The sequence below is a fragment of the Arthrobacter sp. N199823 genome (genome assembly GCF_002929705.1).
GTDB lineage: Bacteria > Actinomycetota > Actinomycetes > Actinomycetales > Micrococcaceae > Specibacter.
In genome coordinates this window covers 74,699-96,063 of record NZ_PJIN01000010.1, presented here as the reverse complement: position 1 = coordinate 96,063, position 21,365 = coordinate 74,699, and the positions used below count along the sequence as shown (strand labels likewise).

The 21,365-nt window shown below is 61.1% G+C and carries 22 protein-coding genes, 7 tRNA genes and 1 riboswitch; of the genes, 7 read left to right on the top strand and 22 right to left on the bottom strand.

The genetic code is table 11. The features are described from left to right. Positions 1-142: 142 nt before the first annotated feature. Positions 143-787, top strand: a complete 645-nt coding sequence (locus CXQ93_RS17230; RefSeq protein WP_104111666.1) for a TIGR03085 family metal-binding protein — start codon at positions 143-145, stop codon at positions 785-787. Between the two features lie 133 nt (positions 788-920). Here the strand turns inward: CXQ93_RS17230 and CXQ93_RS17225 are convergent, their stop codons facing one another. The 21 genes from CXQ93_RS17225 to CXQ93_RS17130 form a co-directional block, all read right to left on the bottom strand. After that, complete coding sequence (locus CXQ93_RS17225) at positions 921-2,699, bottom strand: ABC transporter ATP-binding protein (protein WP_104111643.1); 1,779 nt, start codon at positions 2,697-2,699, stop codon at positions 921-923. A gap of 131 nt (positions 2,700-2,830) precedes the next feature. After that, positions 2,831-3,601: an imidazole glycerol phosphate synthase subunit HisF gene (gene hisF, locus CXQ93_RS17220; protein WP_104111642.1), complete on the bottom strand. Its 771-nt coding sequence runs from the start codon at positions 3,599-3,601 to the stop codon at positions 2,831-2,833. Between the two features lie 48 nt (positions 3,602-3,649). Beyond that, a complete protein-coding gene (hisG, locus tag CXQ93_RS17215; RefSeq protein WP_104111641.1) occupies positions 3,650-4,495 on the bottom strand; it encodes an ATP phosphoribosyltransferase in 846 nt (281 codons plus the stop codon). Between the two features lie 105 nt (positions 4,496-4,600). Beyond that, complete coding sequence (locus tag CXQ93_RS17210; RefSeq protein ID WP_062289973.1) at positions 4,601-4,864, bottom strand: phosphoribosyl-ATP diphosphatase; 264 nt, start codon at positions 4,862-4,864, stop codon at positions 4,601-4,603. 623 nt (positions 4,865-5,487) lie between these two features. Beyond that, positions 5,488-5,976: a 6,7-dimethyl-8-ribityllumazine synthase gene (ribH, locus tag CXQ93_RS17205; protein ID WP_104111640.1), complete on the bottom strand. Its 489-nt coding sequence runs from the start codon at positions 5,974-5,976 to the stop codon at positions 5,488-5,490. Then, entirely contained in the window at positions 5,973-6,695 is a 723-nt protein-coding gene (locus tag CXQ93_RS20720) for a GTP cyclohydrolase II (protein ID WP_181036201.1), read from the bottom strand. The genes ribH and CXQ93_RS20720 overlap by 4 nt, the downstream gene beginning before the upstream one ends. After that, positions 6,688-7,371 (bottom strand): 3,4-dihydroxy-2-butanone-4-phosphate synthase, encoded by a 684-nt coding sequence (ribB, locus tag CXQ93_RS20715; protein ID WP_181036200.1) that lies wholly within the window; start codon positions 7,369-7,371, stop codon positions 6,688-6,690. The genes CXQ93_RS20720 and ribB overlap by 8 nt, the downstream gene beginning before the upstream one ends. Further along, positions 7,368-8,036, bottom strand: a complete 669-nt coding sequence (locus CXQ93_RS17195) for a riboflavin synthase (RefSeq protein ID WP_104111639.1) — start codon at positions 8,034-8,036, stop codon at positions 7,368-7,370. The genes ribB and CXQ93_RS17195 overlap by 4 nt, the downstream gene beginning before the upstream one ends. Before the next feature lies 1 nt (position 8,037). Continuing rightward, positions 8,038-9,183 (bottom strand): bifunctional diaminohydroxyphosphoribosylaminopyrimidine deaminase/5-amino-6-(5-phosphoribosylamino)uracil reductase RibD, encoded by a 1,146-nt coding sequence (gene ribD, locus CXQ93_RS17190; RefSeq protein WP_104111638.1) that lies wholly within the window; start codon positions 9,181-9,183, stop codon positions 8,038-8,040. Beyond that, positions 9,180-9,932, bottom strand: coding sequence for a nicotinamide riboside transporter PnuC (pnuC, locus tag CXQ93_RS17185; protein ID WP_104111637.1), 753 nt, complete (start codon positions 9,930-9,932; stop codon positions 9,180-9,182). Before pnuC ends, ribD begins: the two co-directional genes overlap by 4 nt. A gap of 130 nt (positions 9,933-10,062) precedes the next feature. Beyond that, positions 10,063-10,208: riboswitch (FMN riboswitch) on the bottom strand. Between the two features lie 136 nt (positions 10,209-10,344). Continuing rightward, a complete protein-coding gene (gene rpe, locus CXQ93_RS17180; RefSeq protein ID WP_104111636.1) occupies positions 10,345-11,022 on the bottom strand; it encodes a ribulose-phosphate 3-epimerase in 678 nt (225 codons plus the stop codon). Positions 11,023-11,098: 76 nt separating this feature from the next. Beyond that, positions 11,099-12,658 carry an RsmB/NOP family class I SAM-dependent RNA methyltransferase gene (locus tag CXQ93_RS17175; RefSeq protein ID WP_104111635.1) on the bottom strand — a complete coding sequence of 520 codons (1,560 nt, stop codon included), beginning with the start codon at positions 12,656-12,658 and terminating at the stop codon, positions 11,099-11,101. Then, entirely contained in the window at positions 12,655-13,575 is a 921-nt protein-coding gene (gene fmt, locus CXQ93_RS17170) for a methionyl-tRNA formyltransferase (protein ID WP_104111634.1), read from the bottom strand. The genes CXQ93_RS17175 and fmt overlap by 4 nt, the downstream gene beginning before the upstream one ends. Further along, entirely contained in the window at positions 13,572-14,153 is a 582-nt protein-coding gene (def, locus tag CXQ93_RS17165; protein WP_104111633.1) for a peptide deformylase, read from the bottom strand. The genes fmt and def overlap by 4 nt, the downstream gene beginning before the upstream one ends. A gap of 78 nt (positions 14,154-14,231) precedes the next feature. Further along, the gene (locus CXQ93_RS17160; protein WP_104111632.1) at positions 14,232-15,074 is read right to left on the bottom strand and encodes a cytochrome; all 843 of its coding nucleotides are present in this window, start codon (positions 15,072-15,074) and stop codon (positions 14,232-14,234) included. Positions 15,075-15,205: 131 nt separating this feature from the next. Beyond that, positions 15,206-15,281: transfer RNA gene (locus tag CXQ93_RS17155), tRNA-Gly, on the bottom strand. 47 nt (positions 15,282-15,328) lie between these two features. Further along, positions 15,329-15,400 (bottom strand) — tRNA-Val (locus CXQ93_RS17150). Between the two features lie 84 nt (positions 15,401-15,484). Next, positions 15,485-15,557, bottom strand: a tRNA-Gly gene (locus CXQ93_RS17145). A 39-nt stretch (positions 15,558-15,596) separates the two neighbouring features. Next, positions 15,597-15,668 (bottom strand) — tRNA-Val (locus CXQ93_RS17140). A 45-nt stretch (positions 15,669-15,713) separates the two neighbouring features. Further along, a tRNA-Cys gene (locus tag CXQ93_RS17135) sits at positions 15,714-15,787 on the bottom strand. Positions 15,788-15,811: 24 nt separating this feature from the next. After that, positions 15,812-15,884: transfer RNA gene (locus CXQ93_RS17130), tRNA-Gly, on the bottom strand. A gap of 608 nt (positions 15,885-16,492) precedes the next feature. Between CXQ93_RS17130 and CXQ93_RS17125 the strand changes: the two genes are divergently transcribed. The 3 genes from CXQ93_RS17125 (at position 16,493) to CXQ93_RS17115 (ending at position 17,742) form a co-directional block, all read left to right on the top strand. Beyond that, positions 16,493-16,567 (top strand) — tRNA-Val (locus CXQ93_RS17125). A 124-nt stretch (positions 16,568-16,691) separates the two neighbouring features. Continuing rightward, on the top strand, positions 16,692-16,958 hold the full coding sequence (locus CXQ93_RS17120; RefSeq protein ID WP_146073248.1) for a hypothetical protein: 267 nt from the start codon (positions 16,692-16,694) through the stop codon (positions 16,956-16,958). A 595-nt stretch (positions 16,959-17,553) separates the two neighbouring features. Continuing rightward, positions 17,554-17,742 (top strand): antitoxin, encoded by a 189-nt coding sequence (locus CXQ93_RS17115; protein ID WP_104111630.1) that lies wholly within the window; start codon positions 17,554-17,556, stop codon positions 17,740-17,742. Between the two features lie 222 nt (positions 17,743-17,964). On the opposite strand, the gene zapE is transcribed toward CXQ93_RS17115, so the two are convergent. Continuing rightward, entirely contained in the window at positions 17,965-19,032 is a 1,068-nt protein-coding gene (zapE, locus tag CXQ93_RS17110) for a cell division protein ZapE (protein ID WP_104111665.1), read from the bottom strand. A gap of 262 nt (positions 19,033-19,294) precedes the next feature. On the opposite strand from zapE, the gene CXQ93_RS17105 reads away from it, so the two are divergent. The 3 genes from CXQ93_RS17105 to ybaK all read left to right on the top strand — a co-directional run bounded on the left by CXQ93_RS17105 (position 19,295) and on the right by ybaK (position 21,354). After that, positions 19,295-20,218: a sulfurtransferase gene (locus tag CXQ93_RS17105; protein ID WP_104111629.1), complete on the top strand. Its 924-nt coding sequence runs from the start codon at positions 19,295-19,297 to the stop codon at positions 20,216-20,218. Between the two features lie 46 nt (positions 20,219-20,264). Further along, positions 20,265-20,723, top strand: a complete 459-nt coding sequence (locus CXQ93_RS17100; RefSeq protein ID WP_104111628.1) for a SufE family protein — start codon at positions 20,265-20,267, stop codon at positions 20,721-20,723. A gap of 124 nt (positions 20,724-20,847) precedes the next feature. Beyond that, positions 20,848-21,354 carry a Cys-tRNA(Pro) deacylase gene (gene ybaK / locus CXQ93_RS17095; protein WP_104111627.1) on the top strand — a complete coding sequence of 169 codons (507 nt, stop codon included), beginning with the start codon at positions 20,848-20,850 and terminating at the stop codon, positions 21,352-21,354. Positions 21,355-21,365: the final 11 nt, after the last annotated feature.

The window sequence follows — 21,365 nt, the reverse complement described above, 5'->3', positions numbered from 1 at the left end:
CGGCGTCACGGCGGGAGGCGCGCGGTGGCGCTAAGCCACTGGCGGAAGTTCACGGTGCGGCATGGCCAATTATGAATGCGGGAGCCAAATTGCGGCGGTTCACAATGCCATCCGGGGCCAATACATGCTAATTTCACAAGTGATGCAATTTGTAGAACCATCCCGCGAAGTACTTGCCGAGACCCTGCTGGCCGCCGGTCCGGGAGCACCCACGCTCTGTGAAGGATGGCTAACCCAGGATTTGGCCGCTCACCTCTACCTGCGCGAACACAATCCGCGCGTTGGGCTTGGCTTAGTCCTGAAGCCTTGGCGGAAGGCAACGGAGCGTGCCACTGCAGAATTGGCTGACAGATCCAAGACTCCTGAAACGTTTGCTGCCCTCGTGGAGAAGTTCCGAGCAGGCCCACCCAAGTTGTCACCCTTTGCGCTGAAGTCAGTGGAGCAGCTCGCCAACCTGACCGAATTCTTCATCCATACCGAAGACGTCCGCCGCGCCTCGGACCGCTGGGCCCCGCGGACCCTGGACCCGGGCTATTCGGAGGCGCTCTGGGCGGAATTGCTCAAGCGCGCAGCCTTGATGTACCGCGGCGTGGATCTGGGCATTGTGCTGGTGAACCCGGCAGGCCCTCGCCATGTTGCCAAGCGCGCGCCAGTTTCGGTGGCGATCATTGGCGATCCCGGCGAACTCTTGATGCATGCCAACGGACGCACGGGCCACGCTCTTGTCACCTTCGAAGGCCAGCCGGACGCCGTCGCACTTCTGCGCACCGCAGACGTGGGACTCTGACTCCCGCCGCTTCTAAAGTTTTGACGCATGGTGGGCCCGCGCCGTTTCCCGGCTTGGGCCCACAAGTGTATGGCAGTGCTAGAAACTGCGGTGGTAGCCGAGCTCATCACCGCTGCGATTGGCGGCCTTGACGTCAGCCGTTGGGTCCGACTTGGACCGTGTGCAACTGGGCGTACCGTCCGGACCTTGCCAGAAGTTCCTCATGGGTTCCGATCTCCACAATTTGCCCCTGTTCCAGGACCACGATCCGATCAGCTTGCCTGATGGTGGAGAGCCTATGAGCGACGACGAGGGTGGTACGCCCCTGCATCAGACGACCAAGTGCGACCTTGACGAGTTGCTCCGATTCCGGGTCCAGTGCGCTGGTGGCCTCATCCAGAAGCAAGATGCGCGGGTCACGCACAAGTGCCCGAGCAATCGCGAGGCGTTGACGCTGCCCTCCCGAAAGACGCGCACCCCGCTCTCCGACGATAGTGTCCCAGCCGTCGGGCTGAGACAGGACGAAATCAAGGACATTGGCATCCTGCAAAGCTAAACGGATGCGCTCATCGTCGAGGTGCGGAAGGCCATAGGCAATGTTGTCGCGGATGGTGCCCTCAAACAGGACGGACTCCTGAGGCACCACAGAAACGAAGCGGCGGACTGTTCGCATATCCAAGAGCTGCATATCAACACCGTCCAGCAAGATGCGCCCCTTGGTGGGGCGAACGAATCCAAGAACCAGATTCAGCAACGTTGACTTACCCGAACCGGACGATCCAACAAAGGCTACCGTCTCCCCAGCACGGATATCCAGGTCAAGTTCATGGACGGCGTCCACCTCGGAATCGGCATACCGCTGACTCACCCCATCCAGCCGCATGTTCCCGAGAACTTCTTCGACCGGCTGCTTACCTTCGTTCTGTTCAATGTCTGGATCCTGAAGCACCTCTGCAATGGAACGCACCGACTCAAGACCACGGGCTCCCACCGGAATCAGCATGAGCAGTTGAGTCAATCCCTGCGTCAGCAAAGCGAAGTAGGCTGACAGCATCACGACCTGACCGGGGGTGATCGGCAGGAATCCCGTGAGTGAGAATACTGCGGCCAACATAAGGCAACCCACCCCTAGCAGTTGCATCGCCACCCAAGAGATCGATGCAACGTGGCCGTTGAGCATATCCAGATGAAGTCCGGCACGGCGGACACCGGCAGCACTACTGGAGACCCGGGTAACCGCGGTCTTTTCCAGGCCATGTGCCCGTGTCACAGGAATCAGTGACGCCATTTCGCCAACCCGAGCCGCAAAGCCTTCAATCTCCAGACGGAACGTCTCATTGCGCGAACGTGATCGGTTGCGCATCCCAAAGCGAATACCGATCGCAATCGGCACGGTGAGGGCATAGACCGGCAGGAACTGGGGCACAGCTATTGCTGTCATCGTAATGGCCCCCGTCATGACCATGACCGCGGACAACAGTGGGTGAGTCACCTGTTGAAGCATCAACTCGACGTTCTCGACATCACGTACCACTTTGGTCTGCACAATCGAGGAGTTCATCCGAGTGTGATACCCGATCGACAAGCTCTGCAAACGGGCAGCCAGAACATTTCGAAGCTCGGACCCGGTGTCGCGGACTACTGTCATGAAATTGCGGGTGTAAATAATGTGGTTCGGATAATTCTGGATCAGCAGCACCGCGGCAAGAAGACTCCACCACAGCACCGATTGCACCGGCCCACCAACGGTCACGATGTCAATAATCGCCGCAGTGATCACCGGAAGGAACCACAGGGGGACTTCCTTCAGAGCAAAGGCAAGAACTGCCGCGGCCATCCGCTTGGGGCGTCTGGACAAGAGTCCAAGTACGGATCTGATCGGAGAGGCACCGTTGACGACGGAAACCGGACGGGAAAGCGCTTTCTTTGGCATGGGACTACTCTAGCAAGTGAAGTGCGCACCGCCATGGTCACACTGCAATCGTGGGCTTAACGAAATTGTGGGCCCGCACCGATTCTCGGCGCAGACCCACACGTGTATTGCGGTGTTAGCAAACTGCGGTTCTAGCGGACCTCGTACCCCGCAGCGCGAATCGCGGCCTTGACATCGGCAATGGCACTGTCCGGTCCGAAATGGAACACAGACGCGGCCAGCACAGCGTTGGCACCCGCGGCGACGGCCGGAGGGAAATGCTCCGGCTTACCCGCACCGCCTGAGGCAATGATGGGGATGTGCACGGCCGCGCGGACCAAACGGATCAGCTCCAGATCGAAGCCTTCCTTGGTGCCATCGGCGTCAATTGAGTTCAGCAGGATCTCCCCCACACCACGATCGGCAGCCTCCCTGGCCCACTCGATCGCATCAATGCCTGTGCCCTTGCGCCCGCCATGAGTGGTCACTTCAAAGCCCGACGGCGTGATCCCGCCCTGCGTGCGGCGCGCATCTACGCTCAGCACCAGAACCTGTGAGCCGAAGCGCTGGGTGATCTCATCTATGACGGCCGGACGGGCAATGGCCGCGGTGTTGATCGACGCTTTGTCCGCGCCATAGCGCAGGAGCTTATCGACGTCGGACACCTCGCGGACGCCACCACCCACCGTGAGGGGGATGAAGATCTGCTCGGCGGCACGGGAGACCACATCAAAGGTGGTCTCCCTGTTGCCGGAGGATGCAGTGACGTCAAGGAACGTCAACTCATCCGCCCCAGCGCGATCGTACCGCTGTGCGAGCTCAACGGGATCCCCGGCGTCGCGCAGGTTTTGGAACTTGACGCCCTTGACCACGCGGCCGGCGTCAACGTCCAGGCAAGGGATGACTCGGATGGCAACACTCATGGCATGTACCTTCTGTGACTGAAGTTATGGGACGGCGCTGGGAATGGACTAGATCCGGCAGGCGTGAATGTTGCTGACCAAGATGGCGCGGGCGCCCAGATCGTAGAGTTCATCCATGATGCGGTTGGTATCCTTGGCCAAAACCATGGACCTCACGGCAACCCAATCGGTGTCACGCAACGGCGATACGGTGGGTGATTCCAGGCCGGGAGTCAGCGCCGTGGCACGGTCCAGAACCGTCTTGGGGGCATCGTAGTCAAGGAGCACGTACTGGCGTGCAACCAAGACGCTGTGCAGGCGGCGGATCAGAACTTCCAGGCCGGGAGGCGGGGTGACGCCGCGGCGGCCAATGAGCAGCGCCTCAGAGCTCAGAATGGGCTCACCGAAGATTTCCATGCCAGCAGCCTTGAGGGTGCTGCCGGTTTCTACGACATCAGCAATGGCATCGGCAACGCCCAAGCGTACCGAGGATTCCACGGCGCCGTCGAGGCGGACCACCGAGGCGTTAATGCCCAGCTCGGCGAGGTATTCACGCAACAGGCCGTCGTAGCTGGTAGCAAGGCGCTTACCTTCAAGCTCGGCGGCGCTAGCAAAGTCACCTACGGGGCCGGCAAAGCGGAACGTGGATTTGGCAAAGCCCAGGGGCAATAGCTCCTCGGCATCAACCTGAGCATCCATGAGCAGGTCGCGGCCGGTGATGCCAACATCCAGGGTGCCTGCGCCAACGTAAACGGCAATGTCGCGGGGACGGAGGAAGAAGAATTCAACGTTGTTCTCGGGGTCAACCATGACCAGTTCGCGGGAGTCGCGGCGCTGACGGTAGCCAGCCTCCGCCAACATCGCCGAAGCGGCTTCGGACAGGGATCCCTTGTTGGGGACGGCAACACGCAGCATGTAAATCAATTCTTTCAGGTAGTTTCAAGCGAAAAGGTTGTTGGCAAGGATTTCAATGCCTTATTACTTCATTCAGGGGTCGGTCACAGCAGCCACGGCATGTGGCTAGAGATGCTTGTAAACGTCCTGAAGGGTCAACCCTTTAGCGATCATCATGACCTGCAGGTGGTAGAACAGCTGGGAAATCTCCTCAGCGCAGTCAGCTTCCGATTCGTACTCGGCAGCCATCCACACTTCAGCGGCTTCCTCAACCACTTTCTTGCCGATACCGTGGACGCCGGAATCAAGTTCGGCGACGGTACGGGAGCCAGCGGGCCGGGCTGCGGCTTTCGCACTGAGCTCATCAAAAAGGGATTCGAAGGTCTTCACGCAGTCCACCTTACTGGGTTTGGTACGTGTTCGCGGATTTTGAGACGGCCGAAGTCCAGCATGCGGACACTGCTGGCGGTTGGCAGCACTGACGCCGCGTGCCCGTCAAGGTGCAGCTGCGGGGCGTCGATACTTCGTTGATGCGCAGAACCCGCGGCATGTTCGGCGCATAAACTCTCCTGCGTAGGACCCAGTACCAGTTCGGCGCATGACCTCACAGAGACGGCCAGCCACTGTAGCCACGGACCCTATGCACACAACCCAGTCCGAGCTCCGCGCATAACCCCACAGAGCCGGCTTTCCACTGTAGCCACGCACCTTATGCGCACAACCCGCGGCAAGCTCGGCGCGTAAACACTCCTGCGTAGAACCCAGTCCCAGTTCGGCGCATAAACCCACAGAGCCGGCCATCCACCGTAGCCACTGACCTTATGCGCAGAACCCAGTCCGAGCTCGGCGCATAAACACCCCAAGTGGTTGGCAGCTCAGAAGACGCGCGCAGTTAAGCGGTAACGGTGCGCCACTCCAAGAGTGGCGCACCGTTGCCGCGTAACCAGACACAGCTTCAAAGTGCCAAGGTCAGCCAAATGCCCAGGGCTGCCAAGGTCAACGTACCGGGCAGGCTAAACGCCCAGGCCTGCCAGCGTCAGCGCGGTGGCCAGCGCGGCCGTGACAGCCTCGTGTCCCTTGTCCTCCACCGAGCCCGGCAACCCGGCGCGGGCAATGCCTTGTTCTTCGGTATCGCAGGTCAACACACCGAAGCCCACGGGGACGCCAGTGCGAGTGCTGACATCGGTCAAGCCCATGGTGGCAGCCTGGCACACGTACTCAAAGTGCGGCGTCCCGCCACGGATAACCACGCCGAGGGCCACGACGGCGTCAAACTTCGGCGCCAGACGGGCCGCCGCAACGGGCAGTTCGAAGCTGCCGGGGACCCGGACAACCACAGGGTTTTCAATGCCGGCCTCGGCTGCACCTCGCAAGGCACCTGCCAACAATCCGTCCATAATTTCTGTGTGCCAGCTGGCGGCAATGATGGCTAGCTTCAGCCCCGCCGCCTGTGACTTTTCTGCCGGGTCAAATCCAATAACAGGTGCTCCGTGGCCGCTCATACTGTGGGTCCTTCCGTTGTGTCACTGATGGTGTGGGTTGCTACTGCGCTCTGCGAAGCGCTTGAATCGTCCAGCGTGAGCGCATGGTGCATGCGGTCCCGCTTGGTCTCCAGATAACGAAGGTTCTCGGTCCGGGCTGGGATCATGGCGGGCACCATGGCCACTACCTCGATGCCGCGGCTGGCCAGATCGGCTTCCTTCAGGGGATTGTTGCTCAGCAGCGCTATGCGAGTGAGCCCCAAGGCGGCCAGAATACCCGCAGCCGCCGAGTAGTCGCGCGCGTCAACAGGCAAGCCCAACTGCTCGTTGGCTTCCACCGTGTCAGCTCCGGACTCTTGCAAGCTGTAGGCGCGGATCTTGTTGGCGAGCCCAATCCCCCGGCCCTCATGCCCGCGCAGGTACACCAAGGTGCCGCCGCGGCGGTGTATTTCTTCCAGAGCGTGGTCCAGTTGTTCGCCGCAATCGCAACGGTAGGAGCCAAACACGTCTCCTGTGAGGCATTCCGAGTGCAGCCGCACCAGAGGTACGCCTGCCTCGACAGGGAGCGCGTCCCCGAGCTCATCTGCCGCTGACTCGCCAGTTACAGATTCGCCCGGGGCGCTGAGGCTGAGATGCTCAGCACCGGTGCCTGCATCAATCCACGCTTGAACGGAAAACGTCCCAAAGCGGGTTGGCAGGGCAACTACCGGCCCTCCGGTGACTAGGCATTCCTCAGACATGGTCGCCCTCAGCAGTTACGCGAACATCAGCTTCCGGCGTCGAAGCGCCCAGAGCAGCAGTGTCCAGAGCCGCAAGATAAGACACCAGCTCTGCAATGGAAATCAAGACCAGAGAGTTGTCGTCGGCAAATTGGCGCAGACCCTGCAGGCGCACCATTTCACCGCTGTCATCGACCACTTCGGCAATGACACCCACGGGCTCGCAGCCTGCCAGTTTGCACAGTTCGACGGCAGCCTCCGTATGCCCAGGGCGCTGGCGCACTCCCCCAGCAACGGCCCGCAGCGGGAAGATGTGGCCGGGGCGTGTAATGGACGCCGATGTGGACAGCGGGTCCGCCAAGACGCGCGCCGTCAGTGACCTGTCAGTAGCGCTGATACCGGTCGACATGCCGTCTGCTGCATCGCAGCTAACGGTGTAGGCAGTGCCTTTGGCATCCTGATTGACAGCAACCATGGGCGGGAGAGCCAAAGCGTCCGCATGGTTATCATCCATGGGAATGCAAATGACGCCGGAGCTGTAACGAATGGTCCACCCCATCAGGGCGGGGGTGCTGTGCTGGGCGGCGAAGATGATATCGCCTTCGTTTTCCCGGTCCTCGTCATCCACCACTATTACGGCCTCACCACGCGCCATCGCCGCAATGGCGAGTGGAACAGGATCAAGAATGGTACTCATGACGCACCGTCCGTAGACGTCGGAACCTGGACCGGGGCCTGAGAATCGGCCACAGCACGGAATTCCAGCAGCCGGGCGGTGTATTTGGCCAGCACGTCAACCTCCAAGTTGACGGCACCGCCGGGTACCTTCTCGCCCAAGCCGGTGTTGGCTAGTGTGACCGGAATCAGCCCCACCTCAAACCACTGTTCGGGTTCGGCGGCAGGACTCACCGCCGTCACTGTCAGCGAAACACCATCAATAGCAATGGAGCCCTTCTCGGCAACATAGCGGGAGAGCTCTGCCGGGATCGAGAAACGTAGCCGCTCCCAGTTGCCGAGGTCTTCCCGCTCCAGCAGTGCACCGGTGCCATCCACATGGCCTTGGACCACGTGTCCGTCGAGTCGCCCGCCAGCAGGCACGCAGCGTTCCAGGTTGACCAAATCTCCGGTGACGAGACCGCCGGTGGTGGTCCGTGTCAGGGTCTCGCCCATGACATCCATCTCGATGGTGTCCCCCACCAGCCGGGTGGCCGTCAGGCACACACCGTTGACGGCCAGGGATCCGCCCAATTCCAGACCGTCCAGCTGCGCACCGGCTTCAAGAACCAGTACGGCGCTGCCTGATTCGGGTGCGTTCAACAGGTTCAGGACTATGCCCCGGCCCGCAATAATTCCAGTAAACATGTCAGTTTCCTTGCTCGCTGGCGGGCACCTTGGCCGGCATCAGCGTCAATTTCAAGTCCGGACCCAACAGTTCCACGGGTCCGGTTGTGGTGGCATCCCATTCCCAGCGCTGTGCCTGAGCAAGCGTGCCGATCCCCAGATCGGTCAGGGCGGGAATGCCGGATCCCAGAAGGGTTGGGGCCAGGTAGACCACTAGTTCATCAACCAGCCCTTGGGCGAGGAACGCGGCATTAATGAGCGCGCCACCTTCAATCATGAGGTGGCCCACCCCGCGGCCGTGGAGTTCACGCACGACGGCGGCAGGATCGTGAGTGTGTAGGGCCAGGAAGTCGTCATCACCTAAGCGGTCCGGGCTACTTGGGGTGCCTTGGACGCCCCTCACGGCGGCGTCCGCCGGGATCTCACGCATGCCCATGACCACTCGCAGCGGTTGTTGTGCCGCGTCTGAGTCATCGGCTGCCCGAGCTGTCAGGCGCGGGTTATCGGCCATGACGGTTCCGGTCCCCACCACAATGGCGTCCACCCGGGCCCGCAATTCATGCGAGTCCTGCCGTGAAGCCTGTGAAGTGATCCACTGGCTGGTGCCGTCAACGGCGGCTATCCGGCCGTCAACGGTCTGAGCGAGTCGCGCCGTGATGAACGGACGGTTTTCCCGGACAGCAACGAACCAGCGGCGGTTGAGGTCCTCTGCTTCTGCGGCCATGAGCCCCATGCGTACGTTGATGCCTTCATTGCGGAGGATTTGCGCCCCACCGGCAGCCGGCATGTGCGGGTCCGCTACGGCATAGACCACGTTGCCGATCCCAGCATCCAAGATGGCCTGGGTACATGGACCTGTGCGGCCAACATGACTGCACGGTTCCAGGGTCACAATGAGGGTTGCAGCAGAGAGGTCCCGCTTGACGCCCGTGCCGAGCAGCCTGTTGATGACGTCAGCCTCGGCATGGGCCGTGCCAGCCCCCCGGTGATGGCCAATGGCCAAAAACGTTCCGTCGGCGTCAATGATGACAGCACCCACCAGCGGGTTGGAGCTGCGCACGCCCTGACGGGCTGCAGAGAGCGCCGTTTCCATGCCCAGAATCTCCGCGGAGGTGAAGTGTTCGGGCTCATTCTTGAAGGAATCATCATCTATTGTGCCGAAGTTCATTTTGTGGCCTCTCTCTTGCTCGCCGTGTTGCTCACAGTGATGTCAGGGAACGTTGCGTCCACTGACACTTTCCGGGCTACGGCATCTGTGGTGCGCCGCACCCTCCACCATACGAAGAAACCAACCAAAGTGAATGCACCGTAGAAGACATACATGAAGGCGGAGGCGTAATATCCGGCGCTGAAAAGCAGCGGCACGCCTACCAGATCCACGGCGACCCAGATCAGCCAGAACTCCACCCAGCCCTTGGCCATGCCGTAAGTGGCCAGCAGCGAACCCATGAAGATCCAGGCGTCGGCCCATACCGGTTCGTAAGAACCTAGGGCTGTGAAAATGGGGGTGAGGATGGCCGTACCACCGACCATGGCCGCCACCAGGAGCCACCGTACCCGGGCTCCAGCCCAGCGAGGCTCAACGGCATCGCCTACGTGAGCGCCGTCGTCGTTCTTCTGGTGGCGGGTCTGATTCCAGCGCTGCCAGCCATAAATAGAGACGGCGATGAACATGATTTGGCGGCCGGCTTGACCCAGCAAATTCACGTGATCGGCCGAGCCGAAGACCGAGCCCATGAAGACGGTGAAGAGCAGTGCGTTGCCTATGATGCCCACCGGCCACGCCCAGATTTTACGGCGCATGCCGCCGAGGGCGCTGGCGAGCCCAAAAAGATTGCCTATGACTTCGCGCCAGAGGAGGAACCCGCCGCCGGCGAATTCTAGTTTGGCGTCAAAGAGCCATCGCAGAAAGTCCATCGTTACCTTGCCCTTTCGAGACCGCGATGGCTCCGGGGGGTAACGTACGGACAAGGCGCGCAGGGTACAAGGATGTCGATGGATTTCTTGCTTGCCTCCACCACACCCCTGACCTGACGGCCAAGACTGTATCGTGCTTCTCCCATCCAGACTTTAACTGTCGGTTCCGGAATTTCACCAGATCAACCGTGCGCTGCCAGGCTGTTGCCAGCTGGCTGCGCGCGGGTCGCGGACTATAACCGCCGGTTCGGAATTACACCGACCCCGGAGCACGTGCTACTGCATTTGCGCACCCGCGGTTGCGGGCGACTTTTTCTTATTATGACACTTTTTATGGTGCCAAGCTTCATGGATAGACAAGTGCGGGCGCACCGGGTTTATTCCCTGCACGCCCGCACTCTATGACCAGCAGTTAGCCGAAGGCCAGCTGGCCCTTGGCGCGCAGGGACTCGATGGCCTCCGCAGGCGATGCCTTGCCATACACGGCGGAGCCGGCGACGAACACGTTAGCGCCGGCCTCGGCTGCGCGGGTGATGGTTTCCTCGGTGATACCGCCGTCAACCTGGATGGCGACATTGACTCCGCTACCCTCAATGGCCGCACGGGCGCGTCGGATCTTGGGCAACGTCACGTCCAAAAATGCCTGCCCGCCAAAGCCAGGCTCCACAGTCATGATGAGCAACATGTCGAGCTCTTCGAGCATGTCCAAATAAGGTTCGACGGCGGTTGCCGGGCGCAGCGCCATGCCCGCCTTCGCGCCCCTCGCCCGCAGTTCCCGAGCCAGTTTAATGGGGGCATCTGATGCTTCGACATGGAACGTAACAGAGTCCAGGCCGGCATCGGCATAGAGCGGTGCCCAGCGGTCCACCTCGGCGATCATCAGGTGTGCATCCAACGGGACGGGGCTGACCTGCTGAATCCGTTCCACCACGGGCAGTCCGATGGTCAGGTTCGGCACAAAGCGGTTATCCATGACGTCAACGTGAACGGCGTCGGCATTGGAAATCCGGGCAAGTTCCGCTTGTAGATTCACAAAGTCAGCGGAGAGGATGCTGGGGTTGATGCAGCATGCAAGGGGTGGGCGGCTCACGGACGTTACCTCATCTATTCTGCGGAGACTACTAAGCGGGGACTCAGCGGGGACTATTGAACGGGTGGCGGTAGTGCTAGTTCTTGCGGATCAGCGCCAAGAACATGGCATCGCTCTGGTGAATGTGGGGCCACAGCTGAGCCATCATCCGGTGCCCGGAAACGGCGGAGGTGGTGTTGCCGGCTTCCACAGATCCGCTGAGGCTGACAGCGTCAAGGGCGGCACCGGCATCGATCAGTTCCAGCTCCGGGCGCTTACGCATGGCGTCTTCCACCACGGCGATGGTCTCGGCAATATGGGGGGAACAGGTCACGTAGGCCACCACTCCCCCGGGCTTGACGGCGTCCAGGGCCGAGGTGAGCAGCTCACGCTGCAGCGGGCCCAGCTCGGTGACATCGGAGAGCTTCCGGCGCCAGCGCGACTCGGGCCGGCGGCGCAGGGCTCCCAGACCGGTGCACGGGGCATCGACCAGGATCCGGTCAAAGGCGTTGGGATGTTCCTTGCCAATGTCACGGCCGTCGCCGGTGCGTACCGTCCAGCTGTCCTGCGGGACGGCGGCCAGTGCCTGGGAAACGAGCTTGGCGCGGTGCGGAGCAGGCTCGTTGGCCAGCAACCAGGCGTCCTGCTCGGCGGCGAGAGCAGCCAGGAGGGCTGCCTTGCCACCGGGGCCGGCGCACAGATCGAGCCAGCGCTCCTCGCCGTCGGCCTTCTCGGTTGAAATCATCACGGCCGCCAAGGCACGGGCCACCAGCTGGGAGCCGGCATCCTGAACGCGGACGCTGCCATCACGGACGCTGTCCAGGCGGCCCAGATCGCCTCCGGATGAGAGCGCCGAATCGGCCACGAGCTCGCCCGGGGTGAAGCCGGCGTCGAACGCTTCGGAGAGATCACCCAGGCCGGGCAGGGCGACAAGGTTGACCACGGGGGCGGCGTTGTCGGCTTCCAGCAGGGCCGTGATCTCGGAGACGTCGCGGCCGTGAGCCACCAGTGCCTGGCGCATCGCGCGGACAATCCACTCGGGGTGTGCGTGCTCGATGGAGGCAATCTTGACCTCGTCGCTCATGCCTTCGGTGAGCTGCTCCAGCCACTGCGGCAGTTCCTTGGCGGCAACCTTGCGCAGCACGGCGTTGACCAGACCCGACGGTCCGGCGCCAATGACGGCGCGGGCCAAGCCAACGGTCTGATCCAAGGCGGCGTGGGTGGGAACGCGCATGGCCATGAGCTGGTGGGCACCAATGCGCAGCGCGTCCAGGATGGCAGGGTCCAACTCGCTGAGCGGGCGGTCAACGCAGGTGGCCAAAATGGCGTCATAGGTGCCCTGCGCACGCAGAGCACCGTACGTCAGTTCGGTGGCGAAACCGGCGTCACGGCGGTCCAATCCATGCTTGCGGATGCGGGCCGGCAGCACCAGGTTGGCGTAGGCGTCATCGGCTGAGACGGCGCGGAGCACCTCAAAGGCCACCAACCGTGCGGGGTCGGCCACGCGGGTGCGCTGGCCGGGTGCTGTCTCGGTCTTGTTGCGGCCGGTGCTGCGGTTACGTTCGCGCCCGGAATCATCACGACGCCGAACTCCGCCACCCTGGCTGTTGCTTTGGCTGCTCTGGTGGCTGGAACGCCCGCCTTGCTCGCTGGTCATTCAAACACCACATCTTCCTTGTTGCCCAGGCCGCGGGCCCAGTCTGTTGCCTTCATAAGTTTTTTGCCTGCAGGCTGCACGTCAACGAGTTCCACCGCGTGCGATCCGGTACCCACCAAGACGTTTTTCCCGGTGACAAGCAGCTGCCCGGGGGCCAGCTCACTCACGTCCGGACGCATCAGCACCGGTCCGAGCTTGAAACGCTGTCCGGCCAGCATGGTCCAGGCTCCGGGTTCGCTGGTGACGCCTCGGATGCGGCGGTTGATGGCCAAGGCGGGTTCGCCCCAGGCCACGTGGCCGTCCTCGAGTGTGAGCTTGGGTGCCAGCGTGATCTCACCTTGTTGGGGAACTCCGCTCAGGGCGCCAGCGCCGAGCCCGTCAATGGTCTGTGCCAACAAGATTGCTCCGCTGTGCGAGAGCCGTTCCAGCAAGGCGGCACTGGTGTCAGTAGGCCGAATCGACTCGGTCATGGTGCCGTAGACAGGGCCGGTGTCCAGCCCTTTTTCGAGCAGGAACGTGGAGGCGCCGGTGATCTGATCGCCATTAATGACCGAGTGTTGCACGGGTGCCGCGCCGCGCCAGGCGGGCAGGAGCGAGAAGTGCAGGTTGATCCAGCCGTGAGTGGGCAGTGTCAGCGCGGATGCCGGGATCAAGGCGCCGTAGGCAACAATGGCAGCCACCTCAGGTGCGGCTGCGGCGATGGCCGCGGCAGCCTCGGCGTCGATCTTGTCAGCCTTAATGACCGGTAGGCCTAGTTCCTGTGCGCGGGCGGCAACGGGCGACGGCGTCATGACCCTTTTGCGGCCCAACGGCGCGTCAGGGCGCGTCAGGACGGCGACAATCTCATGCCCTGCCTCACGGAGGATTTCTAGGGACGGTAACGCTACGGCGGGGGTTCCGGCAAAGAGGACCCTCATTGGGCGGCTCCAGCACCAGCAGCAGAGGAGCCACCAAAGGCGGAGCCCACGGTCTTGGCGCGCTTGGCAACTGTTTCGTCAGTGACCTCGTGGTAGTTGGCCATGCGAATGGCCCGGAGCGCGTCTTTGCGGTCCTCGCCGTCCAGGCGGTCTACGTAGAGCTTGCCGTTGAGGTGATCTGTTTCGTGCTGGAAACACTTGGCCAAGGTGCCGGTGGCTTCCATATCCAACGGCTTACCATGCACGTCAACACCGGTGATGCGCACCCAGCGGTGGCGGGCCACGGTGTAACCTAGCCCGGGCACAGAGAGGCAGCCTTCGGGCTCACCGGGGGCAAAATCGTCGCTGGCCACCAGCACAGGATTGATGATGTGACCATCGTGGCCATCCACGGAGTATGTGAAGATGCGCTTGTTGACGCCAATCTGGGGTGCAGCCAGGCCGGCACCGCGCACATCACGCATGGTCTCATGCATGTCATCAACCAGTTTGGCCAGCTCAGGGCCAAATTCGCTCACTTCCTCGGCAACTGTTCTCAGGACAGGGTCGCCGATGATGCGAATGCTCAGGATGGCCATGGGAGGGCACCTCACTTTGGAATTGACGCAGGCCGAATCAGGCCTATGGAACTGCATTGGGACAAGTCTAGTTGGCGGTTACTGCCCGGGAGGCGCAATATCGAGCAAAGGAGTGCCTGCTTCGGCCGCGTCCAATGAGGTTTGCCACACTCGCCGCAATGAAGCGAACTTGAACCAGTGTGCTTTGAGGACCTGCGGGTTGGCCTGCAGGGTACGGACTTCTGTTTCGCCAATCGCCACCCCGAGCAGGATGGGGTCTTGACCGTATTTCCACGCCTCCCAAGTGCCGGCGGCCTCATCAACAATGGATTCTTCGGCCTTCATGCCGGCCACCAGCTGCATGACCACCTTGGCATCCAGACTCTTGACCTGACCATTGCGGTCGGTGCCCTTGGTCTTGTAGTCGATGATGCACAGGCGCCCGCCAATGGTCGCCACGAGGTCCAAGGTCCCGGCATAGCCCAGAGTTTCATTCCAAACGGTGATTTCAGGGCGTAACGGCTGGACTTTGTATTCACTCCACCAGTGGTCAAAGCGCAGCGCAAAGTTCTCTTCGCCGTTTTCAGCCAGCGCCTCCTTGGCCTCTGCCAGCTGATGAGGCATATCCAAGGCGCGCAGGGCTACCTGCTCACAGTAGTTATGAACGCGATCGCCACGAGCCGCCGCGGCATCGCGGAACTGTTCAGCAGCGTTGGAGCTGTCCCGAACCACGGTGCGCAGTTGGCCCGGATTTCCCACCGCGGAGCTCAGGTCGGGGTGTTTTGAGACGGCTGTTGCCGCCATGTAGCCAATCCATCCCTCCAAGGAGGTGGACTGCTGCCCAATAACTGTGGTGATGGAGGGGACCTTGGGCGGGTCCTGCAGGGAACGGGCGTACATGCGCCCTAATTCTGTGCTGTGTGCCAAAGCTGGAGCTGTCATGCCTCTACTATTCCACTTCCGTCCCACACCGCGGCTGCTCTGGGCCGCGGGCTGTGGACAAGTTGTTCCGGGACTCAAACTGTTGAGAAATGAAAAATGCCGGAACCCTAAGGATTCCGGCATTTCTCTCTTGGAGTGGTCGACGAGATTCGAACTCGCGACATCCACCTTGGCAAGGTGGTGCTCTACCAGCTGAGCTACGACCACAGGTACTACACACTTCATACTTCGAATGAATGCTGATATTTCATTCGTGGGCGATACTGGGTTCGAACCAGTGACCTCTTCCGTGTCAGGGAAGCGCGCTACCGCTGCGCCAATCGCCCATAGTTTTCATTTTCATGAAACTTTGGTCTCTTGCATGGAACTGCCGGAACCGTAAAGGATTCCGGCAGTCACACAACAATCCGAGTGGTCGACGAGATTCGAACTCGCGACATCCACCTTGGCAAGGTGGTGCTCTACCAGCTGAGCTACGACCACATGTACTACATACAACAAATGAACGCTGGAGTTCATTCGTGGGCGATACTGGGTTCGAACCAGTGACCTCTTCCGTGTCAGGGAAGCGCGCTACCGCTGCGCCAATCGCCCAAGGCATCCCGCTGTACTATACAGCAACATACTCTGGATCAGCCATGGAGGTGGGAACGGGATTCGAACCCGTGTGCACGGATTTGCAGTCCGTTGCCTCGCCTCTCGGCCACCCCACCGTGAATACTGAACAATGTAATGCGAGTGGTCGACGAGATTCGAACTCGCGACATCCACCTTGGCAAGGTGGTGCTCTACCAGCTGAGCTACGACCACATGAGCTTCATTTTGTACCGTTTGCGTTTCCGCTTCGGTAGTCCGTGTTGCTGCGGTGAAAACATTACATGAGCAGAATCCCAAACACCAAATCGAACACTCCCCCGAAGCTGCTTGGGCCACACAAAAGGTCGCGGTTCGTTGAATTGGCGCGGATCTCGCCTGCATTATTCGAATTACAAGGGTGTCATTTGGCGCCCATTCTGGACGATTTTGGCTCATTTTGGGCCTTTGTGGAAGAAATTGCGCCTGAGGCCCTCGTCACATCGCAGCTCATCTGGCGCAGCCTCCGCGCCTCCTTGGCTCCGCTGCCAGTCTCATGAATTACGACGCCGGCCACTCCCCTCACGTCTATCCGCCCGGATTCCAGCGGCGCGGGCTGGGAAACGCCACGTCTTCGCTTCTCATTGCCAACTCTGCCCGCTCACGATTCCAACGGCCACGGGCGGCAGCCATATGCGTCATGACCGGACCCTCTAGAGGCGCCGTCCGTGACCCGGCCGCCGTCGACCCTTATTCGAAGACAGCGATTATGAGTAGGGGAAAGTTTGAGCTATTGTTTTCAACGCACCAACCACCACACACCCAATGGGTGCGTGTCATGGATTGGGCGATTGGCGCAGTGGTAGCGCGTTCCGTTCACACCGGAGAGGTCGCTGGTTCGAACCCAGTATCGCCCACCAAGTAAAAAGCCCTCCTGACCAGCACAAACGCTGATCACGAGGGCTTTTTCGTGCCCTGTTGCGGGGCGAGGATCGGCGGCTTACCGCAGCTGGACAGCCGCTCACGCCGACTAAGATCTGGTGCATGACTGAAAAAGTAGTAACACGCCCCGGAACGAAACTGATGCTGATCGGCGGTTCGATCATGGTGTTGGGGCTTGCCGGACTCATGGCAACCCCTCTTGTTCCTGGCAGTTCAGAGAATACCGCTGTGCTCGTGGCGCTGCTGCTGGCGGTGGTGGGCGGCGGCGCAGTCTGTCTGATGGGCACCATCAAGCGCCTCATCCACACGTTCAAGACCAACAGCTTCCTGGGAACCCGGCCTAAAGACTGGAGCAACCCTCAGGACTAACCGAGCGCCGCCCCGAGCCGCGCAGCCGCCCGTCAGACGCAAGTCCCACGAGTAACGCCGCCCCTAGTAGCCCAGAATCCCGGCTTTCGGCCCTGCACCAGCCTCGAGTGTCCACATAACGTACGTTTTCGGGCCAGAAACGGCTCCAAACGTACATTAAGTGGACACTCGAGGTGATTAGAGGCGGTAAATCGACCGTCACTCCGCCTCGCCGAACCATCGAGCCACGCAACCACCCGTCAGACGTAGCTTCCACGAGTCACGCCGCCCTCCAGACGCAGGACCCACGAGTAACGCCGCCCTCCAGACGCAGGACCCACGAGTAACGCCGCCCCTAGTAGCCCAGAATCCCGGCTTTCGGCCCTGCACCAGCCTCGAGTGTCCACTTAACGTACGTTTTCGGGCCAGAAACGGCTCCAACCGTACGTTAAGTGGACACTCAAGGTGATTAGAGGCGGCAAATCGACCCGTAGCCTGCCCGGATCGTGTCAGCTGTCGGCAAAAATGCCGGAAATATCGTTGACAACGTGAGCGCAGACACTAGGCTAAGAAAAGTTGGGGCGCCAATGGCCCCAGGAGCGAAGGGAGGTGTCTGTTGTCTATTTTTGACGATATCAAGGGCAAGGCCGAAGGACTGATCAACGGTAACGAAGATGCCATCAAGGGTGGCATCGAGAAGGCCGGTGACTTTGTTGACGGGAAGACCGGCGACAAGTTCAAGGATCAGGTGGACGGAGTCCAGCAAGCCGCGTCAAACTTTATCGATGGCGCAGGCAACAAGTAGCCTGACCCCTTCGCCCTGTTGAATGGCGTCAAAGAAGGCCCCGGTACCGTCGAGAGACGGCACCGGGGCCTTTCGCGTTTCCGCAAGCAAGGCTAAAAGAAGGTAGCGAAGAGCCGCACCTACCCCGGAGCCAGCTACGTAAAGCTCAGGGCCAAGCAGGGGTCAAGCAACGCGAGGTCAAGCGAGGGCCAAGCAAGGGTCAAGCAAGGCAAGGAGCCTCCGTCAGCCAACAGGCTGGCGGTCTCCGATTTCCTGGGCCTCACGGGCCAGGGCAGTCAGACGCGAGACGGCTCGGAAGTATTTCTTCTGGTAGCCACCTGTCATCATTTCAGGGGTGAACAGTTGGTCCAAGGGAACTCCACTGGCCAGGATGGGCACATCCTTGTCGTACAACCTATCGGCCAGCACCACAAAGCGCAGAGCCACCGATTGTTCGGTGATGGTGTGGACGTTGCGCCACACCGCCGCGTCGATGTCGGAGAGCATCTGCCGGTAGCGAGAGGGGTGCACGCCTGCCAGGTGGTCCACCAGGACACTGAAATCATCAACGGCCACCGTGCTCCCAGCGAAGTCCCGGCGCATCCGCGCATCAAGGTCGCTGTTGGCAACAGGCTCCGGGGGTGTGGGCAGCCCGCGGTGGCGGAAGTCCTCGCCATCAATATGCAGGATCTCAAACTGGTCAGCCAATACCTGGATTTCCCGCTTGAAATCAACGGCAGCAAAACGCCCATCACCCAAAGAGCCCGGCAGCGTGTTGGAGGTAGCGGCAAGCCTGACGCCGGCGTCGGCCAATTCACGCATGAGGCGGGACATCAAGACGGTGTCTCCCGGGTCATCGAGTTCAAACTCGTCAATGCACACCAGCTTGTAGGAGCTAAGTGCCTCCACTGTCTTGCGGAACGACAGCGCGCCCACCAGATTGGTGTACTCCACAAAAGTACCGATGGCTTTAGGGCCTTCAACCTCATGCCACAACGATGACAAGAGGTGGGTCTTGCCGACGCCGAATCCACCGTCAAGGTAAATTCCGGCACGCCCGGTGCTGTTGGCCTTGGCTTTGGCCTTGCCGCCGAACAATTTCCGCAATCCTCCACCGGCCTGCTTCTTCGCCGAACTCTTGGCGAAATCCTGGAGCAGCGTCACAGCCTCAGACTGCGAGGGTTGTGAAGGATCCGGACGGTAGCTGCCGAAGGATACGTCGCCAAATCGCGGCGATGGGACGAAGCCCGCCAGCAGTTCATCCACTGAAACCGCTGGGCGGCGCGTGGAAAGTTGCTCAACCTGTACCAAGAAACATTTCCGATCATCAAGAATTTTTGAACGGGCCATCAAATGTAGCCCACACATCACTTCCCTAAGAATACCCACGGCATATTGCGTTGCGTTAACGAAAGGAAGCTTTGGGGGTCTCTGGTGGTTACGCTGATTGAGAGGTTCAGCTGCTGCCCACTCGTGAGGCGGCAGGCCAATCTTCCCCTCACTGCTGGAGGAAACGGCCCGGAATTCCCGGACGGCACCAGCTCTGAGTGTCGACATAAGAGATAGGGGCATCATGCCAGTTGCAGTAGAAACAAACGAGAAGTTCGCCGCATACGCCCATCCGGAGCGCTTGGTCTCCACCAAATGGCTGGCCGAAGCCTTGGCCGACGGCGCAGCAACGGACGGGCGCATCGTGGTGGTTGAATCCGATGAGGACGTGCTCCTGTACGAAACCGGTCACATTCCCGGTTCCGTCAAAATTGACTGGCACACGGACCTGAACGACGACGTAACTCGCGACTACATTGACGGCGCGGCTTTTGCGCTGCTCGCCCAGGCCAAGGGCATCTCCCGTGATTCCACAGTTATTGTGTACGGGGACAAGTCCAACTGGTGGGCCGCCTATGCACTCTGGGTCTTCACCCTGTTCGGTCACGAAGATGTTCGCCTGCTCGACGGCGGCCGCGACAAGTGGATTGCCGAAGGCCGCGAGCTCACCACTGAGGCCACCGCAGTGACGCCGTCCTCCGAGTACCCGGTGGTGGAGCGCAACGACGCCCCCATCCGCGCTTACAAGGAAGACGTCCTGGCGCACCTGGGCAAGCCGCTCATCGATGTCCGTTCCACCGAGGAATACACGGGTGAACGCACCCACATGCCGGCCTACCCCCAGGAAGGCACGCTGCGTGGCGGTCACATCCCCACCGCCGCCTCCATCCCGTGGGCCCGCGCCGCCGCCGACGACGGCAGCTACCGCACACGCGAAGAACTCGAGGCACTGTACCTGGGCGAAGCCGGATTGGTTCCCGGCGATGACGTGGTTGCTTACTGCCGCATCGGCGAGCGATCCAGCCACACGTGGTTCGCACTGAAGTACCTGCTGGGCTTCGAGACCGTTCGCAACTACGACGGTTCCTGGACCGAGTGGGGCAACGCCGTTCGCGTTCCCATCGCCGTGGGCACCGAGCGCGGCGAACTCCCCACCTCGGCCAACTAACCTCCACGTTTTACACCCAACAGAAAAGAAACGTACGCTTTAGTCGATGACTACTTCACAAGCCCTTCCAACTGCATTGGCCGAGATCGTCAAGGATTTCCAGGAACTGACGGAACGGGACCGGCTCACACTGCTGCTGGACTTCTCCAAGTCGCTGCCCCCCTTACCGGACCGGCTCAAGGATCACCCCGAGCTCCTCGAGCAGGTGGTGGAATGCCAGTCGCCACTGTTTTTGACCGTGGAGTCAGAAAAGACGGACGACGGCGAGGTGGTGCGTCTGTTCTTCCAGGCACCGCCCGAGGCCCCCACCACGCGCGGCTTCGCCTCGGTTTTGCTTGAGGGCCTTGACGGTTTGACCGCCGCAGAGATCCTCGCCGTACCGGATGATATGCCCGAACAGTTGGGACTGACTCGCGCTATTTCACCGCTGCGCATGCGCGGCATGTCCGCCATGCTGGGTCGCGTCAAGCGCAAGATCAATGGTGGGCTGCGCCCGGCCGCTTAGGCTGGGCCGTCGCGGCTAGACAGTTTGAGCTGGACCGCTTGGCCTTGCGTTGTTGCTTCAAGGCCCCGTTTCCCTGACACACCACGTCGGAGAGGCGGGGCTTTGTGCTGCGATAATGGAAGCCATGGCCAAGAAAAGCACTGCCGCGGGCACCGGCACTCCGGCAACAGTCGCCCTCACTAAATCTGGTATTAGTTTTACCGCTCACCCCTATGACCACGATCCCAGTAACACCAACTACGGCATCGAGGCCGCCACAGTGTTGGGGATCGAGCCGGCCCGGGTGTTCAAGACCCTCATGACGGATGTGGCGGGAACTCTGACCGTTGCTATTGTGCCTGTGAGTGGAACCCTGGATCTGAAGGCCTTGGCACAAGCGTTGGGTCATAAGAAGGCCGCCATGGCGGACCCCGCTGCTGCACAACGCCGCACCGGCTATGTCCTAGGGGGCATCTCGCCCATCGGCCAGCGCCAGCCCTCCCCCACCGTGCTGGATGAATCTGCGCTGGACCACCAGACCATTCTGGTTTCCGGTGGCCGCCGCGGCTTCGACATTGAGCTCGCCCCGAGGGATCTGATCACCATTACCAAGGCCACAACGGCAAAAATCGGTAGCCCAACGCGCCCCTAGCAAGCTGCGCT